Here is a 17,535-nt window from a genome sequence, read left to right on the forward strand (position 1 = left end):
GAATAAAAGACAATACAGAGAAAATGTAATAGTTGCTGGGAACAATGCTAAACAAGTTGCCAGACGCGATCGCCTGCATGATAATCACCCTCAAACGGTAAGAATCTCTTCAACTATCCTTTTGACTGCTCCCCTAGATTGCCTTGGGATCAGACATCTCAGCATCTCCACATTCAGATATTTCTACATTCAAGTAAAAGCTTGATTTTGAACCATCGAGTTTCTTCGAGGTTAGGCGATCGGTTCATAGATAATGTCCAGTCGACTCATGAAAGTTTTCTACTATACCCCTTTACTCTGCAGCAGACTATAGGGTTTATGCTACTAACCACTCGTAGAAGGGATTGGTTAGTTGATTGCATCTATTCAAGCAAACTCTACTATCTTTTTCTCAGTCTACGTAAGCGCATACATAAGAGAGACTGCCGATGACAGCAACCATCTTAAAACTCAAGGGCATGAGCTGTGCGGCCTGTGCAAACAACATCGAATCTATAATCGCGCAGGTGTCAGGGGTTAGTCGCATACAAGTCAACTTTGCCGCTGAGCAGGCCAGCATTGAATATGACGAGTGCAGTACTACGCTCAAAAAGATTCAGACCGCTTTTGCCGATGCGGGCTACGAGGCTAATGCAAAGGAAAGCTTCAGCGCTAGACAAGAAGACAGCCAACTGCAGGAAGAGAAAAAAGCGTATCAGAAGAGACTACTGACTAAAACAATCGTCAGCGGTATGATTGGCGCGGTTTTGATATTAGGCACTTTGCCCATGATGCTAGGCGTAAACATGCCTAGCTGGCCAATGTTCTTACATAATCCTTGGCTGCAGCTGGTGCTAGCGACCCTGGTAATGGTTTGGTGCGGCCAGTCATTTTATGTGGGTGCGTGGAAAGCTTTTAGGCGTCGGACAGCGAATATGAATACGCTGGTGGCTTTGGGAACCGGATCTGCTTATCTCTATTCTCTTTTTGTCACGGTGTTTCCTGGCGTTTTACTTTCTCGCGATCTAGCTGCAGACGTCTATTACGAAGCCGCCGTTGTAATCATTGCGCTATTGCTGCTGGGCAGATATCTAGAGGATAGAGCCAGAGGCCAGACTTCAGACGCGATCCGTCAGCTTATGGGCCTGCAGGCTATCACAGCTCGGGTAGTCAGAAAAGGAGAAGCAGTTGATCTACCACTAGAAGATGTAATTGTGGGCGATATTGTTGTTGTTCGTCCAGGTGAAAAGATTCCGGTAGATGGCGATGTCATAGCAGGGGCCTCTACCGTAGATGAATCAATGGTGACTGGAGAACCGATGCCAGTCAAGAAAGAGCCGGGTGAGACCGTCATTGGCGCGACAATTAACAAGACAGGTAGCTTCAGGTTTAGGGCTTCGCGGGTAGGCGCTGACACCATGCTGTCCCAGATTGTTCAGCTTGTTCAAGCGGCTCAGGGATCAAAAGCGCCGATCCAAAGACTTGCCGATCGCGTCACCGGACTGTTTGTTCCAGTTGTGATTGCGATCGCGCTGCTCACATTTGTTCTCTGGTTCACCCTGATGGGGAACGTCACCCTAGCGTTGCTGACGACAGTCGGCGTGCTCATCATCGCCTGCCCTTGTGCGCTGGGCTTAGCGACGCCGACCTCGATTATGGTGGGCACAGGTAAGGGCGCAGAAAATGGCATCCTGATTAAAAATGCCGAAAGCCTAGAGCGGGCCCACAAGCTGCAAGCGATCGTGGTCGACAAGACAGGTACGCTGACTGAAGGCAAACCCACAGTTATTGACTATCTCACCGTTCGAGGCACCGCCAACAGTAACGAAATTCAACTGTTGAAGATGGCCGCCGCTGTCGAGCAAAATTCTGAGCATCCCCTAGCAGAAGCTGTGGTCAACTATGCCGAAACGCAGGGCATTGAGAAGAGAACGCTCCATGAGGTTCAAGACTTTGAAGCCATTATCGGCAGGGGCGTTCAGGCTAGCTTTGACGGCCATTTAGTGCAGATTGGCACCGAGCGCTGGATGCAAGAGCTGAGCATTGATACCGGGTCACTGCAATCTCAAAGGCAGGCGTGGGAACAGGCGGCAAAAACCACCGCTTGGATTGCTGTTGATGGCAAGGCCGAAGGGCTCATGGGTATTGCCGACGCTCTTAAAAAAACATCGGCTCAGGCAGTAAGCGCACTGCAGAAGATGGGCCTAGAGGTGATTATGCTGACTGGAGACAATCAGCAAACAGCCACTGCGATCGCCCAGGCAGTCGGTATCCGCCAAGTACATGCAGAGGTTCGCCCCGATCAAAAAGCAGATTGGATCAAGCAATTTCAGTCTGAAGCGTATGGGCGAAACAAAAGAAACAGGCGAAACGGCCAAAGCGGTCAAAACAGACAGGTGGCGATGGTCGGCGATGGCATTAATGACGCGCCCGCGCTGGCCCAGGCCGACGTTGGCATTGCCATTGGCACAGGCACAGACGTGGCGATCGCAGCTAGCGACATCACCCTGATCTCTGGCGATCTGCGAGGCATCGTTACCGCCATTCAGCTCAGTAAAGCCACGATTACCACTATCCGCCAAAATCTGTTCTTTGCCTTCATCTACAACATAGCCGGCATTCCGATTGCAGCCGGCATTCTCTATCCTCTCTTTGGCTGGCTACTCAACCCTATGATCGCTGGAGCGGCGATGGCGTTTAGTTCATTCTCGGTAGTGACCAACGCCCTGCGCCTAAGAAACTTTCAAGCGACCAATCTTTATTAGGAAAACGCGTCCACAAAAGCAGCTTCAATTCGCAGCTTCGATCCTATGAAAACAACTTCTATACTCAACCGCTCAAACAGAAAAAGACTACTCAGAAGAGCGTTGAATGTGAGTATGCTATCGGTTACGCTCGCATTCATTCTTCTGAGCATTGCTCAAACTGCTAACGCCCAGACTCTAGAATGCAAAGGTAAGTTTCACCGCATCGACCAGCCTACTAGTCTGAAAGCAGGCGTTGCAACTACCGGACTCGGCATGATTGGATTAGAGCTATGGTGGTTTCTCAGCAGGAAGATCAAGTCTAAAACGGAAAAGTAAGCCCTGAGCTGTTCATCCTGCTGAGGTATTGCAAAGTAATTTCTTTCAAAGAGAGAAGGACGCCAGATTCAAAGCTCCTCTCTCTTCGTACCTGTTTAGCGTCACCCTCAGGAGAGCCGCCGCTTGCGGCTGTCAACTTGACGCTACGGGCCTTCCGGGGCTATGCCAGCAAAGTCGTATCGTCGAAAACGACAAACAAACTTTCAGAAACTTCATCCACGCCTTTCAGTGTCGCTAGCCTCTCGTGGTCGGTCGATATGATCGTAGAGCCACTCCTCACAGAGATCAACAGATCTGCAAACGTTAGACCATCCGCTAAGCCAATTAAGTCTCTGCCAACTTCAAAATCCATAATATTGTCACGGCCTTCGCCCCGCGCTAGCACAAAGGTATCGCTACCCTTGTCTCTAGACGTATCGCCAAACAAGGTATCTTTTCCCTTACCGCCTCTGAGGATATCATTGCCCCCATCACCGTAGATCTTATCTTGACCAGAGCCGCCGTAGAGAATATCGTTGCCGCCCTTACCGCCGATCATATCCTTGCCTGCGCCCCCAAAGATGATGTCATCCCCACCTGGTTTGCCAGCCTGGGGACTAGACGAATCGCCATCGCCCCGTAAGATATCTCTTCCACCAAAGCCTTTGATGATGTCGTTCCCAGCTAAACCCGCCAAAACGTCTTTACCATTGCTCCCTAGCACAGTGTCGTCACCCGCCGTAGCTTCTGCTCTAAGGGCAACGTCAATCTGACCGCGTAGCTCACCGCTAGGATTGGCTTGTGTATGTAAGTTCACATACAAACCGTCAGCAATTAGCACCTCAACTTGTCTATTAGAAAGATCGAAAGCACCGCTAAACTTACCATCGGCTTCATCTACCGTCAGGTTTCTGATAATCGGACCGTTCTCGCCTGCTTCGCCAATATGAATATGAACAGCGCTTTCAGGGTTTCCCGCTGGGTCTACGCCGCCGATCTGCAAAAGCGGACTAGTGAGGCTATCAAAGCTGCCCAAGACAACCAGCCGGTTACCGTTCAAGGTTGCAGAAAAATTACCAGTAGACGCGGTATCGACAACATTTGAAGTTTGCTGAGATTCTTCTAGCGGAAGATTGTTGGGTTTGAGTTCGCTACTACCTAGATCAGTGCTGTCGATATTGAGCTGCGATCGCAGTTCACCACTAGGATTAGCTTGCGTGTGCAAATTCACATACAGACCGTCGGCCAGAAGACTATCGACCTGGCTGTCTTCGAGAGTGAAAATGCCGCTAAAGTCGCCACCGGCCTCATCTACCGTCAGATTTCTGATGATCGGCCCATTCTCACCCGCTGCAGCCATGTGGATATGGACGGGGCTCTCAGGATTACCAGCCGCGTCCGCGCCGCCGATCGGCAAGAGCGGGCTAGTCAGGTCGCTGAAGTTGCCTAAAACAATCAGCTTGTTTCCATTTAGACTGACTGAAAGCTCGCCTGTAGAAGCGGTATCTACAACGTCAGTTGGCTGCTGAGCTTCTTCTAGCGGTAGCCCCGTCGCCAAAACTTCACTAGAAATCAAATCGCTGCTTTCAACATTGACCTGACCGCGCAGTTCACCGCTAGGGTTGTTCTGTGTGTGCAAGTTCACATACAGACCGTCTGCAATTAGGCCAGCCACTTCGCTATCAGACAGCTTAAAGACGCCTGTAAATCTGCCTGCATCTGCTTGATTTGGCTTTTGGATAACTCTTAGGTTTCTAATGATCGGACCATTGGCACCCATCTCACCAATATGAATATGGACAGGGCTTTCGGGATTGCCAGAAGGGTCTACGCCGCCAACTGGCAGTAGCGGACTAGTTAGTTGGCTAAATTCACCAGAGACCCGCAGGACGTTGCCCTCTAGGCTGGCAACAAAGCTGCCGGTAGAGGCGGTTTCAATCACTGGGGCAGTTTGCTGCGATTCTTCTAGCGGCAGGACTGCTGTTGTCAGTAGAGCAGGAACTCGCTCTGTTATGCTAATGTGAGCCATTTTCTAATATCTGCGTAAAGTTGTTTGATTGGGGGGCTATTCACAGCTCACAAAGATTGGGCTAATAAGAATTAGGCCAGTGATGCCAACGGAGGCCAGTGGAGAATCAGCGTTAGCCATTAGCATCAGGCAGTATGAGGTCTGATTGGAATGGGTGGCTGCGATCGCGCCTCGATTGCAACTGAGCCTGTACTGCGCCTGCCAAATGTTAGGGATTATGCGCGTCCACATATGTCCACATATTTAGCGTGCAGGTGGCAGTTGTTATTGTTCGCCTGGTTCGCCCAGATCTGTAATAGAGATACGCGGACATATCAACTTTGGATGCATTCATACGCAACTACTTTTGGATTAGATTTTCTATGCATCCAAATCTATCTCTTTGTACGTATTATTTTTGCATTCATCTTTTGCGTCCTTTTGTTGATGCAGGTTTAGCATCTGTCTCAGCGACTCTGTTTCGAGTGCCGTGACCTGGGCGATTTGAGACCTTTTACTTTGCCGCTCTCAAAAATTCTCCAAATCGTCTAGCTGTCTCTTCCGGCTTGCCATTAGCAGGAAACAACAGAACGCTTTCAACGTTAGGATTGTTCGCTAGTGCTTCTAATCGATCAAACTGCGTATCCGAAATTGAAATTCCCTGATACTGTTCAACGTAGTCTAGCTCTACGGCAAAGTTGGCATCGTTATACACCTGAATAAAGGCTCTATCTACCTGCCAGTTGGCCCAGTCGGCATCGAAATAGCGCTTTCCCCAATACGGGTTGTGATGACACACGTCAAAACTCACCGCTGGATTAGCCTGCTTGACTGCGGCCCTGATATCTCTCATAAACTGAGTGAGCACAGCGGTGCGATCGACTTCTCCTGGTAGCTCATCGTGATAGCCGACATAGTCGTCCCACTGCACGGCGTCTATTGTGGGATAGCGCCTGACAAACTCAGCCGAGATCGCTTTAAAGTAATCGGCTACCGCTTTGTTTTTTACATTTAGCAGATAGTGATCTACGCCGGGATAGGTTTTATCTATTCCAGGGACAAACCATCCTTTGGTCGTTGCCACCTCAAAGATAGGACTGTTTTTATCTAGCTTGATGCCTTTTTCAAAGTAAGCATGTACCTGCATCCCCTGCTGGTGAGCTTCATCAATCAGCCAGTCTAGCCAAGGGTCTTGAAACTGGTTAGGACAGCTAGGATAGCCAAACGTCTGCTGCATGACGTCGCTTTTGTACATAGTACAGCCGTTGCCCCAAACGCCATGAAGAATCGTGTTGATGCCTTGCTGTTTGTAATAGCGCACGCGATCGCGAATCATCTGCTCACTAGCCCGGTTCGTCGCCTGATACCGACTTAAGTAGATGCCTCTAAATACTTTCTTAGACCAAGCCTCTGGCAGAACCAGCGTAGAATCATCGGGCGCTACGGCTGGCGGCGGCTCACTAGGGCTAACTTCAGGCAAGCTCATCTGAATGATTTCAGCAGGCGGTTCGGGTACGGCGGCGTTCAGTCCACCTGGCCTAGCCGAGTCAGCAACTAGCTCAGAGTCGGGAAGGGGCGTGGTTAGCTGTTTAAAAACGCCGATCAGATCGCCATCTCTAGCCGTCTCAATATCTATTCGCCCTAGTCTAGGAAAGATCCAGACGCCCGCTCCGACTACTAAAAGCAGCAAAAAGAAGAAACAACCACAGCCGGATTTTTGGGATGAAGCAGACATCGTCAGTGCCAGTCGATAGAACAGTCTTTTATAAACAATGCCCTTTATAAAAGCGCCCTTTACAAAATCGTCTCTGCCAAAAAGCGCTCTAGAAAATGAAGTGCCATCTGATTGCCTACACCGTTGAAGATTTTGTCGAAGGCATGCTCGGCCCAAGGAATTTTGACCCAGACGGCTGTATTGCGCGATCGCAATATCTGCTCATACAGATAGCTGCCATACTTCGCTTCTACAATATGATCGCGCCCACCATGAATTAGCAAAACGGGGGGCAAAGAGTCTGGCGTAGCTGCTTTGACATAGGTGATTGGCGACGCTTCCGTATAGGCAGCGGGCCGTTCGTCTGGCGATCCGCCTAGGTAGTCTTCTAGCACCTGGCGGACATCTAATGGATCGGGCCGAGGGGGGTTGCGATAGCCGTTCGCTAGATCGACCGGGCCGTAATAAGAAACGATGGCCCGCACGGAAAGCTGATTTGCTGTAGATGGCAAATTCAACGGCGTTTTGGACAACCGTGTTTCAGACAACCGTATTTCGGACAACGGTGCTTCGGATAATAATGCCTGGGACAACAGTGTCTGTGGCGCTTGAAATCCAGTCAGCATCGCTAGCTGAGCGCCTGCCGACCAGCCCAACAGCGCGATCCGATCGGGCATAATTTCATACTCATCAGCATGGTCACGGATAAAAGCCAGTGCCGCCGAAATATCCTCTAGCTGCGCTGGAAACTGATACTGCGGCGAATGTCGATAGTCTGCTGCGACTACTACATATCCTCTGCTTGCCAAGAACCGACCAAGCGCCTCATTTGCACCAGAGCTGCCCGTTCGCCAGCCACCGCCGTAGATCATCATCACCGCCGGATAGCGCCCCGGCGATCGCGGCTGATACATATCTAAAAATAAGTCTTCACCCGCTGGACTAGCGAATGGAATTTTGGCCTGATGCCGAACATTTGCTTGCGGAATGCCTCTAAAAAAGTTGGAAAGGCTGAAAGCTGGGACGGGTGCCAGTTGATGCCTAGCTAGATCGTCTTTAGCTAGATCGTCTTTGGCTAGATTGTCTTTGGATGAATGAGAAAATGCCTGTGCCATTGAGCGTTCCGCAGTGGCTACCGCCCGAGGCTGCTGCAAAAGTGGCAGACTGTTGAGGGCGATCACTATCAGCAAAATAGCGATCACAGGGCGCGGCGGTGACTCTATTAGCCCCAGCGTTAGGAGTAGTGCGATCGCTCCTAGCCCGCCTAGCAAAGGACTCACAGCAGGTGCCCCTACCGCCAGCGGCAGCAGGAAAAAATTAGGCGCTGGCAGCACAATCCACAGACTCAAAAATAGTAGAGTGCCAATCGCTAGCCAGCTAGCCCCACTAGCAATCAAACCAACCACTTTAAAGAGTATCTGCATAAGTCTTCTAGGCGTATACCGTGCGTACACTGTCGTCTTTGTAACTACCTACACCTGCTACAGGCTCGAACAACGTTGGTAAAGTCGTAAGTTTCGGCGATATAGTTTTGGCAGATTGAAACTGATGAGAAATTTGAAATGGCGCTTGAGCAAATTCTTATTCCTGAAAAGCACGACCTTGGCGGATTTAGTGTACAGCGTAGTTTGCCTCATCGCGATCACCAGATGGTTGGCCCCTTCATCTTTTTTGATCACCTCGGCCCTGCCGTCTTTCCACCGGGCGAAGGTGTCGATGTCAGACCGCATCCGCATATCAACCTAGCGACAGTCACCTATCTACTCGAAGGTAGCCTGCTACATCGCGATAGTTTAGGCGTCGTTCAAGAGATTGTGCCGGGTGAAGTTAACTGGATGACCGCCGGTAGAGGCGTTGTGCATTCAGAGCGATCGCCCGACAGCTTCAGAGCAGCCAAATCCACCCTTCACGCCATTCAAACCTGGATTGCCCTGCCCAAAGAATTTGAGGAAGTCGAGCCGAGTTTTTCTCATCATGCTGCCGACGATTTGCCAAAGTGGAAAGAAAAGGGCACCACGGCCACGCTGATCGCAGGAGAATTTGGATCACACACATCGCCCGTACAGACCTTTTCTCCGACGATCTATCTATCTCTATCTTTTGCCACCAATAGCCAGTTCCAGCTACCTGTAAATAATCAGCAGCAGGCCATTTACAGCGTAACGCCTGGTCTATTCGTTGACGGCAAGCCCCTCAGACCAAACTGCCTGTCTATTGTTGAAACAGGAACTCCTGTAGAAATCAGCGCGGCGGCAGAAGCGCAGGCGATGGTCATCGGCGGTAAACCTTTGGGCTCTCGTCAAAAGTATTGGAACTTTGTTTCTAGTCGTGCAGAAAGAATAGAGCAGGCAAAGCGATACTGGAGAGAAAAGCGGTTTCCACAAGTACCCAAAGAGGAAGAGTTCATTCCGCTACCAGAGACAGCTTCTGATCGCGAATCTTCAAAAAGCAACAAACCTAACCGAGGAAGCTAGTCGGCTGCTTCTGCTAATCCACTTTCCTGAAACTAGCTTCTCTCATGGCTAGCTTGGTCATGGCTAATTTAGCTGCGATTGGTTTGAGTTGTTCTTTTTTCTCTGCTCAAATCAATTTGTTTTCGCAACAGCACTAGCTAGCTTGGATACACAGCGTTTTGTCTTGCCTTACAGATTTCCAAGCATTGACAGATTTTCAAGCATATGGATAAGACAGGAATAGTCTTTCTTGAACGTATAACTAAAGTTTGAGTCAGCATGAGAGACTAGGGTAAGAGATCGCGCCGAGGGCATACCTTATCTATGCAAAGAGCTTACAAATTGACTAATCAAATTAATTTTAAAAACGTTCGCGGTGACTTGTTTGGTGGCCTGACTGCTGCGGTCATCGCTCTGCCGATGGCGCTGGCTTTTGGCGTAGCTTCGGGGGCTGGGCCTACTGCTGGCCTATATGGTGCGATCATAGTCGGCTTTTTTGCGGCGCTGTTCGGTGGCACTCCCACCTTGATCTCTGAACCGACAGGTCCGATGACGGTGGTGATTACCGGTGTAATCGCCTCACTGGTCGCAACCAATCCAGAGAACGGCATGGCGATGGCCTTTACGGTCGTGATCATGGCTGGGGTGTTTCAAATACTGCTCGGCGTATTGAAGCTCGGTAAATACGTCACCCTAATGCCATACAACGTGATATCAGGCTTTATGTCGGGTATTGGACTGATTCTAATCATCTTGCAGATTATGCCAGCCTTAGGGCTTAGAGTCCTAGGAGAAGAGTCTCCACCTAGCGGAGTGCTGGGAACGCTGCAAGCCTTACCCGGATTGATTGGAGGGACTCATTGGAGAGATGCTGTTCTGACCTTGCTTACCGTTTTAATCATTCTCTTTTTTCCTAAAGGCCTGCGAAAGTTTGCGCCGCCTCAGCTAGTAGCCATGATAATTGGCACAATACTATCGCTGACGTTCTTGTCAGGCGATGTAGATATGGCCCGCATTGGCGAAATTCCTTTGGCACTGCCGACCCTGACGGTGCCTACTTTTAGCGGCGCTCAAATGCGCGAGATGCTGGTGGATGCCGGCGTACTAGGCACCTTGGGCTGTATTGACGCGCTACTCACTTCAGTGGTAGCAGACAGCTTGACTCGCACTGAGCACGATTCTAATAAGGAGCTAGTGGGTCAAGGCATTGGCAATATTGCGTCGGGATTACTAGGAGGATTGCCTGGTGCGGGCGCGACAATGGGAACGGTCGTCAATATTAAAGCGGGTGGACGGACGGCGCTGTCGGGCCTCTCACGGGCGGCAATTTTGCTGGTTGTGGTGTTAGGCGCTAGTACCCTGACAGAGAACATTCCGCTTTCTGTGCTAGCAGGCATCATTATCAAGGTGGGTATCGACATCATCGACTGGGGCTTTTTGAAGCGGGCTCATTATATCTCGCGCAAGTCGGCAGCGATTATGTATGGGGTCATTTTTCTAACGGTGTTTGTCGACTTGGTAGTGGCTGTGGGTGTAGGCGTGTTCGTGGCGAATATGCTGACGATTGAGAAGCTGAGTATGCTGCGTTCGGATAAGGGCGTGACAGCAGTGACCGACGACGACGATACGATCGCACTCAGCGCTGAAGAAAAATTACTACTAGACAAAGGGAAAGGTCGAATCTTACTGTTTAGTCTCAGTGGGCCTATGATCTTTGGCGTCGCCAAGGCGATTTCTAGAGAGCGAGCAGCGATGCAAAATTGCCAGGCGCTGGTGTTAGATATCAGCGAGGTACCGCACTTAGGCGTCACCACATCGCTAGCATTAGAAAACTCGATCCAAGAGGCAGTAGAAGGCGATCGCACTGTTTACATCGTCGGTGCCAAAGGCCAAACCTACAAACGCCTGACTCGTTTGGGTCTGCTAGACATTGTGCCTGCGGATCAGTTTTTGCCGAGTCGAGCAGAAGCGCTAAAGCAGGCATTGAGCGCGATCAATCAGCGCGGCCAACAGCAAGATAGTGACGTTGTCAGGCCGCAGCCAATCGCCTGATACACTGCAAGGGCATAGCGTTGTCAAACTATCTGGACAAGTTGGTCTTTTGGCGTTCGAGAGACCAGCGTTTGAGAGATAATGTTTCCTGATTTGATCGTGATGCGATCGCCCGGCGCAGCGCCAACGACTTGCGAGATTGAGTCTGCCCCGAGAATAACTAGATCAGCTGCGCTGCCCGGTTCGATACGGTGATCGCGCAGGCCGATCGCTTTGGCCGCCTGGGTCGTTGCCATCTCTAGACACAGAGCGTGGCGCTCCTGTGTGCCTAGCTGTAGCGTTTGGGCCAGCAGCGTGCAGATTTTGAGCGGGTCGCCATCCCCAAACGGGGTAAAGAGGTTCTGAATATTGTTGGTTGCGATCGCCGTATTCACATTGAGATCAAACAGCGTCTGAATCGGGGCAACGCCGCGACGAACGTTGTGCGTGTCCTGGCGAGCCATCATGTAGAGATCCGAAGCTGGCAAAGCCAAGATAGAAATGCCTGCCTCACGCAAAAGCGCTGCCGCCTCTTTTAGCTTTGCAGGCGAAAGCCCAGCTAGCCGAGTCATATGACCTAGGCAAACTCGGTTTTGCCAGCCGCGCTTGATGGTCTCACGCGCCACGATCGGAAACAGCAGCGGCTCGTCATCGTCGAGAAAATCAAGATGAAAATCAACGTCGCAGTCAAAAGACTGAGCTAGGTCAAAGACAATATTGATATTGCGTTCAGGGTCAGGGTCGGTGTAGGGCGCAGAGCCGATTACGTCACCGCCTAGCGTCAGCGCCTGATGCAAAAGCTGTTCGGTTCCGGGCTGGTTGGTAATGCCTTCTTGAGCAAAAATGGCAAGCTGGAGTGTTAGACGCTGAGCGTATTCTTGCTTTAGCGGCAGCAGCGCTTTGATCGAGGTGAGTTGCAGAATCGGATCGACTTCTACGTGGCTGCGAATAGCGGTAATGCCAAAGCCGATCGCATTTTCGATCACCCGACGCGATCGCGCTTGAATATCCTCGATCGTAAACTCTTTTTTTAGCCGCAGCGTTTCTTCTAGCGCTTCTTGAAAGGTGCCTGCTTGAGCCGGAGATTTTTCTAGTAAAAAGGCTTTATCGAGATGAAGATGAGGATCGACAAGACCAGGAACAACAATGCTTCCTGCCGCATCAAGGGTTTGCGCTGCGGGCGGAGAAATGACTGGCGCAATCTGGATAATTTTTCCGTTTCGTATAGCAATCGTCTGCTGCTCTGACTCTTTTGCTAAGGTCGCATTCTCAATTTTGAGATCGATCTCAAAATCAATAGATTGATTCTGCATCATTGTTTATCTAGACTTGTTAGGAGACTTTAAGAAGCTTTTATTAGAAGGCTTTAAGAGACTTTTGTTGAAAGATATTAAGAGACTTTTATTGGGAGACGGAGCCGCCTAGATACACCTGAGAAATTTCAGGGTCATTCCGCCAGTCTCTGGCATCGCCAGATCTGACAATCTGGCCAGTCTCTAGTAAATAGGCGCGATCGGCAATCTCTAACGCCAGTGCCGCCATCTGATCTACCAGCAAAATGGTCATGCCTTCATCTCGAAGGCTTGCCAAAGTTGCGTAAAGACTACTCACCAACTGAGGGGCCAGCCCTAGAGAAGGTTCATCCAGCAATAAGAGCCGAGGCTTGGCCATCAGACCACGGGCGATCGCCAGCATCTGCTGTTCGCCGCCAGACAGCAGCCCTGCCTTTTGCCGCCGCCGCTCTCGCAATCGGGGAAACCGATCTAGCATTTGTTCTAAATCCTTATCAATATGCGCGTCCTGACGATGAAACCCACCTAAACGCAGATTATCGATCACGTCTAATTCCTTGATGACCTGACGACCTTCTGGCACCAAGACCAATCCACTCGCGGCCATTTTGTGTGCTGGAATTGTCAGCAGCGGCTGTCCTAGAAAGGTGACTTCACCCGACCAGATAGGCAGTGAGTTGACTAGGCTTTTGAGCAGCGTGCTTTTGCCTGCGCCGTTTGCGCCAATGACTGTCACCAGCTCGCCCTGGTTAACCGTTAGTGATAGATCTGATAAGACTTGCAGCGTATCGTAGCCCGTCGTCAGTTTCTCTACGCTAAGTACAGACGCTTGAGCGGCTATGGTCTCCCGGCTAAGTTCGGCTTCGGCGCTACTGACACCTAAATAAGCAGCCAGCACCTTCGGATCTTGTTTGACCTGAGTCGGTGAACCTAGCGCGATCGCCTTGCCGCTATCCATTACCAGCACCTGGTCAGAGATTTCCATTACCAGCTCCATATCGTGCTCGATCAAAATCACCTTTAGTCCGCTGCTGGCGATTCGGCGAATCAGCTTAGCCAACAGCCTTTTATCTTCTTTGCTTAGCCCCGCAGCCGGCTCATCGAGCAGCAATATCTGAGGACGGGTCACCAGCGCCCGTGCAATCTCAACCAGCCGCCGATCGACGAAAGGTAGGTTTGCCGCCACCGTATGCACATCGCCTCGATAGCCGACAAACGACAGCACTTCCAGCAGCGCTGGCTCTGGCTCAGCAGCGATGCCAATGCCCAGCAGCGCCTTCAAAACCAGACCCAGCCGCTTACCGACTAACGCAACCCGCAGGTTGTCTAAGACAGAAAGCGTATTGAACAGCCGAGTCGCTTGAAACGTGCGGCTGATGCCCAAATCGGTGATCTGACGGCTAGACAAGCGATTAAGAGAATATTTGTCAAGCTGAATACTGCCTGAGCGAGGGCGATAGAAGCCGCTAATTAGGTTTAGCAGTGTAGTCTTACCTGCACCGTTCGGCCCGATCACCGCTGCAATCGTGCCAGGCTGCACGGTTAGGCTAACGCCATCGACTGCTTTGATACCGCCGAACTGGATACCGACATTGTTGATTACTAAGGGCGATCGCTGTTTGTTTTCAGCGACAAAGCTAGGCAGATCGGGCGGCACCGCCAGCGGTCGAACAGCAGGCGCTGGCGCTGACCAGCGGCTGAATAAACTAGCGATACCGTCTGGGGCTAACCGCAGAGCCAGCAGCAGCAGCAAACCAAAGACCAATAGCTGATAGTCGGTAAAATCGTGTAAAAATTCTGGCAAAATCACCAGAATGCAGGCACCGATAAACGCCCCTTCTGCGGTGCCTAAGCCACCTAAAATAACAGCGAGTAAAAATAAAACAGAGCGGTTAAACGTAAAGCTATCAGGACTGACAAATCCGATCACTACCGCGAAAAAGACCCCTGCTAAACCCGTCAGCGCCGCCGATAGGGCAAACGCCATCACTTTCACATAAAAAGGATTGAGGCCAACGGCGGCGGCGGCGATCGCATCATCACGTACGGCCCGAAAAGCCTTTCCCCAAGCGTGACGTTTGAGCAGTGCAAAAGAGACGACAGACAAAAACGCCAGCACGATCGCTAAAAGAACACTCTCTCGCAGCGCTGGCTGCAATCCTAAAAAGGTCGGGTTGGGAATGCCTGAGAGCCCACCAAAGCCACCCGTCAACCCTACCCACTCGATCAAGACCCGCTCGACGATAATGCCAAAGGCAATCGTCACCATTGCCAGATAAGGGCCGCTGACTTGCAGCGCCGGGCCGGAGAGCGCCACGCCCATACCCGCCGCTGCGATCGCCGCCATCACTGCCGCCAGTCCAAAATGCCACTCGGCCCTTAGCATCAGCAGACTACCGGTATAGGCCCCAATCGCAAAAAAGCCCGCGTGGCCAATCGAAATCTGCCCCGACAGCCCGGCTAGAATGTTCAACCCAACCGAGACAATCGTCGTCACCGCGACCATGCCCAGCACAAACAGATAGTAAGTATTCGGCGCGATCAGCGTGGCGGCGATCGCCAGGGCAAAGACAATCAATCCCCCAATCAGACGACCTTTCATGAACTACACCTTCTTGATATTCGTTCTCCCAAACAGTCCATTGGGTCTGACAGCCAAAACCGCAATCACCACCAAAAATCCAATAATTTCTCGATAGCTGCCGCCCAGCATCCCAGCGGCGATTGATTCGACCACGCCGTAGAGCACACCGGCAACCATCACGCCCCACGGATTGCTCAGTCCGCCAATAATGGCAGTCGCGAACGCTTTGACCCCTAGCAGTGTCCCCATCGTGGCAGACACATTCGCAATCGGCGCAATCAGCATACCGGCCAGACCCGCCAGCGCTGTAGACAGGCCAAAAGATAGGGCAATCAGCCGAGTAACCGGTATCCCTAGAATCTGAGCAGTCATCGGATTTTCGCTGGCGGCGCGAAAGGCTTTGCCCCACAGCGTTCGGTTAAACAGCAGCCAAAGGCCAACAGCCGTAGCTAGCCCAACGACCGGAATCACGATCTCCAGCGGAAACACGCCAAAGTTCAAGATAGAAACCGTCGTCTCAGCTAGCGGTGAAGGGTAGCCTCGCACTTCTTTGCCAAAAGTAAGCATCGCCACGTTTTCAGCGATGATGCCAAGCGCAATTGTGCTCAGCAGCCAAGACTGAGAACCCTTACGAGCAAAAGGGCGCACGATCCAACGTTCGATCACGAGGCCAAGGGCAGCACAAAGAGCAAGAGTGATCGGAACAGCAGCGATCGCAGGGACGCCCCAGGCAATGTTCAAGCAGTAGCAAATCACCGCGCCCACCATCACAAACGCCCCTTGCGAGAGATTCATGGTATTTGAAACGGCGTAAGTGATCTGAAAACCCAACGCAACCAGGCCATACATACTGCCGATTGCCATCCCCGATAAAATCAGCTGCGGCCACATCAGGACGCTACCGGCACAATCTGATCGCCGTCCCACTGCACCAAAATATAGTCGTCTTCGTTAAGCGCATCGTGATTATCAGGCGTGAAAGGCTGCTCATAGGTTTTAATTAGCCCCTCATAAGCTGGCAGGTTATAAAAAGCCTCTCGCAGCACCACACCTTCAACCGATTCAGCCGTATCCAATGCTAGCGCCATCAGGTGCATGGCGTCGTAGGCATTCGCCGTTCCTACCGGGGCTAAGATATCTGCTGGCCCGGCTAGATCGTATTTCTCTTGTAGAGCAGCTAAGACTCTTTCACCGACTGGGCTTTGCTCACCAAAAAAGCTGTAGGTTTGCACAAAGGTCACCTTTCTCGCGGTTTCTTCTCCAGCTAATTCAGGAAACCGTCCTCCAGAAATACCCCAGTGAGACACCACCGGCACATCCCAGGCCAGCCGCTCTAAAGACCGCATCATCTGCGCGCCCGGTGCGGCATTCGCAACTAACAGCAGCGTTTCAGCGCCGCTAGACTGCAGTCGTCCTAGCTGAGCCGAGATGTCGGTATCCCCATCGTTAAATCTTTCGACGCCGACAATCTCTACGTCATATTCAGGAGCCCACTCTTCAAACCCGACCTGATTCGACTCGCCCCAAGGATTGTTGATTAGCACCAAACCGACTTTAGAAGCCCCAGTTTCCTCTTTGGCGTAGCGAATTAGAAAGCTATCGACAATATTGTCATTGGCAGAAACGCGAAAAGCATAGTTGGGATCAAAGTCGTTGCGCGTGATCCCAGTTGCCGCTGCCCATACCCCCATATAGGGCGTCTCTAGCTCATGAAGAACAGGCAGCATCGCCAGCGAGACTGGCGAATCTAGGCCCCCAAAGATGGCGGCAACTTGCTCTCGCTCAATCAGCTCACGGGCAGCCGCAACGCCCCTTGCCGGGGTCGATTCATCGTCTCTAATGACCAGCTCAATCGGGCGACCTCCCATCACGCCGCCGTTTGCATTAATCTCGTCTATGGCAACTTCTAGTCCCCGCTTGATCGACTCGCCAGAGAGCGCCGACGGTCCAGTAATAGCTGCGATCAGTCCGAGTTTAAGCGGCTCACCCCCGCTTTCTGACCCACCTTCTGAAGTAGAGGGCGTACAGCCAGTCAGTTTGGCGATCGCAACTGCCGAGCCAAACCCTGCTATCCCTCGCAGGAAAGTTCGACGATGAAAACCCTTTTGCCCAACTGTTCGGTGATGGGGTTTAAAGACCATGGAGAAAGTATCCTATCGCTGCGAGACATCAAGACAAAAGCGTTGTCCCAGACAGAATACTCCACATTTATCAATGCGGGTAAGTTCGTTTGCGAAATTTCTCTTCCAATCTTTGCCTCTTATTCTCATATTGCTCATTTTCTTATATTGCTCATGGATGCGTAGTTGACGACGCGGGTGATACTTGTCTTTTGTTGGTCGTCACGCAGTCGTCACGAACTAGCAACCCCGAATAAGACAAGCTTCGCTAAATATTTCCCCGTAGTGTCTA

Annotated in this window: 12 protein-coding genes; 4 read left to right on the top strand and 8 right to left on the bottom strand. The window is 51.2% G+C overall.

The annotated features are described in order from the left end of the window. The first annotated feature begins 428 nt into the window (after window positions 1-428). Window positions 429-2,744, top strand: coding sequence for a heavy metal translocating P-type ATPase (locus IQ256_RS01460; RefSeq protein WP_193853560.1), 2,316 nt, complete (start codon window positions 429-431; stop codon window positions 2,742-2,744). 45 nt (window positions 2,745-2,789) lie between these two features. Beyond that, window positions 2,790-3,062: a hypothetical protein gene (locus IQ256_RS01465; protein WP_193853562.1), complete on the top strand. Its 273-nt coding sequence runs from the start codon at window positions 2,790-2,792 to the stop codon at window positions 3,060-3,062. Window positions 3,063-3,222: 160 nt separating this feature from the next. Here IQ256_RS01465 and IQ256_RS01470 read toward each other — a convergent pair whose 3' ends face one another. From IQ256_RS01470 to IQ256_RS01485, 4 genes are all read right to left on the bottom strand, one after another. Continuing rightward, complete coding sequence (locus IQ256_RS01470; protein ID WP_193853564.1) at window positions 3,223-5,070, bottom strand: CHRD domain-containing protein; 1,848 nt, start codon at window positions 5,068-5,070, stop codon at window positions 3,223-3,225. A 36-nt stretch (window positions 5,071-5,106) separates the two neighbouring features. Next, window positions 5,107-5,301: a hypothetical protein gene (locus IQ256_RS01475; protein WP_193853566.1), complete on the bottom strand. Its 195-nt coding sequence runs from the start codon at window positions 5,299-5,301 to the stop codon at window positions 5,107-5,109. A 262-nt stretch (window positions 5,302-5,563) separates the two neighbouring features. Further along, the gene (locus IQ256_RS01480; RefSeq protein WP_193853568.1) at window positions 5,564-6,784 is read right to left on the bottom strand and encodes a family 10 glycosylhydrolase; all 1,221 of its coding nucleotides are present in this window, start codon (window positions 6,782-6,784) and stop codon (window positions 5,564-5,566) included. Between the two features lie 59 nt (window positions 6,785-6,843). Next, window positions 6,844-8,187: an alpha/beta hydrolase gene (locus IQ256_RS01485; RefSeq protein ID WP_193853570.1), complete on the bottom strand. Its 1,344-nt coding sequence runs from the start codon at window positions 8,185-8,187 to the stop codon at window positions 6,844-6,846. Between the two features lie 138 nt (window positions 8,188-8,325). Here IQ256_RS01485 and IQ256_RS01490 point away from each other — a divergent pair, with 138 nt between their 5' ends. Then, a complete protein-coding gene (locus IQ256_RS01490; RefSeq protein WP_193853572.1) occupies window positions 8,326-9,237 on the top strand; it encodes a pirin family protein in 912 nt (303 codons plus the stop codon). A gap of 303 nt (window positions 9,238-9,540) precedes the next feature. Continuing rightward, entirely contained in the window at window positions 9,541-11,268 is a 1,728-nt protein-coding gene (locus tag IQ256_RS01495) for a SulP family inorganic anion transporter (protein ID WP_193853574.1), read from the top strand. Between the two features lie 23 nt (window positions 11,269-11,291). Here IQ256_RS01495 and IQ256_RS01500 read toward each other — a convergent pair whose 3' ends face one another. From IQ256_RS01500 to IQ256_RS01515, 4 genes are all read right to left on the bottom strand, one after another. Continuing rightward, window positions 11,292-12,560, bottom strand: a complete 1,269-nt coding sequence (locus tag IQ256_RS01500) for an amidohydrolase family protein (RefSeq protein WP_193853576.1) — start codon at window positions 12,558-12,560, stop codon at window positions 11,292-11,294. Between the two features lie 88 nt (window positions 12,561-12,648). Beyond that, window positions 12,649-15,141: a branched-chain amino acid ABC transporter ATP-binding protein/permease gene (locus IQ256_RS01505; RefSeq protein WP_193853578.1), complete on the bottom strand. Its 2,493-nt coding sequence runs from the start codon at window positions 15,139-15,141 to the stop codon at window positions 12,649-12,651. 3 nt (window positions 15,142-15,144) lie between these two features. After that, entirely contained in the window at window positions 15,145-16,014 is an 870-nt protein-coding gene (locus IQ256_RS01510) for a branched-chain amino acid ABC transporter permease (RefSeq protein WP_193853580.1), read from the bottom strand. Then, the gene (locus tag IQ256_RS01515) at window positions 16,014-17,264 is read right to left on the bottom strand and encodes an ABC transporter substrate-binding protein (protein ID WP_193853582.1); all 1,251 of its coding nucleotides are present in this window, start codon (window positions 17,262-17,264) and stop codon (window positions 16,014-16,016) included. Before IQ256_RS01515 ends, IQ256_RS01510 begins: the two co-directional genes overlap by 1 nt. Between the last annotated feature and the right edge of the window lie 271 nt (window positions 17,265-17,535).

The sequence above is a fragment of the cf. Phormidesmis sp. LEGE 11477 genome (assembly GCF_015207105.1).
Classification (GTDB): domain Bacteria; phylum Cyanobacteriota; class Cyanobacteriia; order Phormidesmidales; family Phormidesmidaceae; genus Phormidesmis.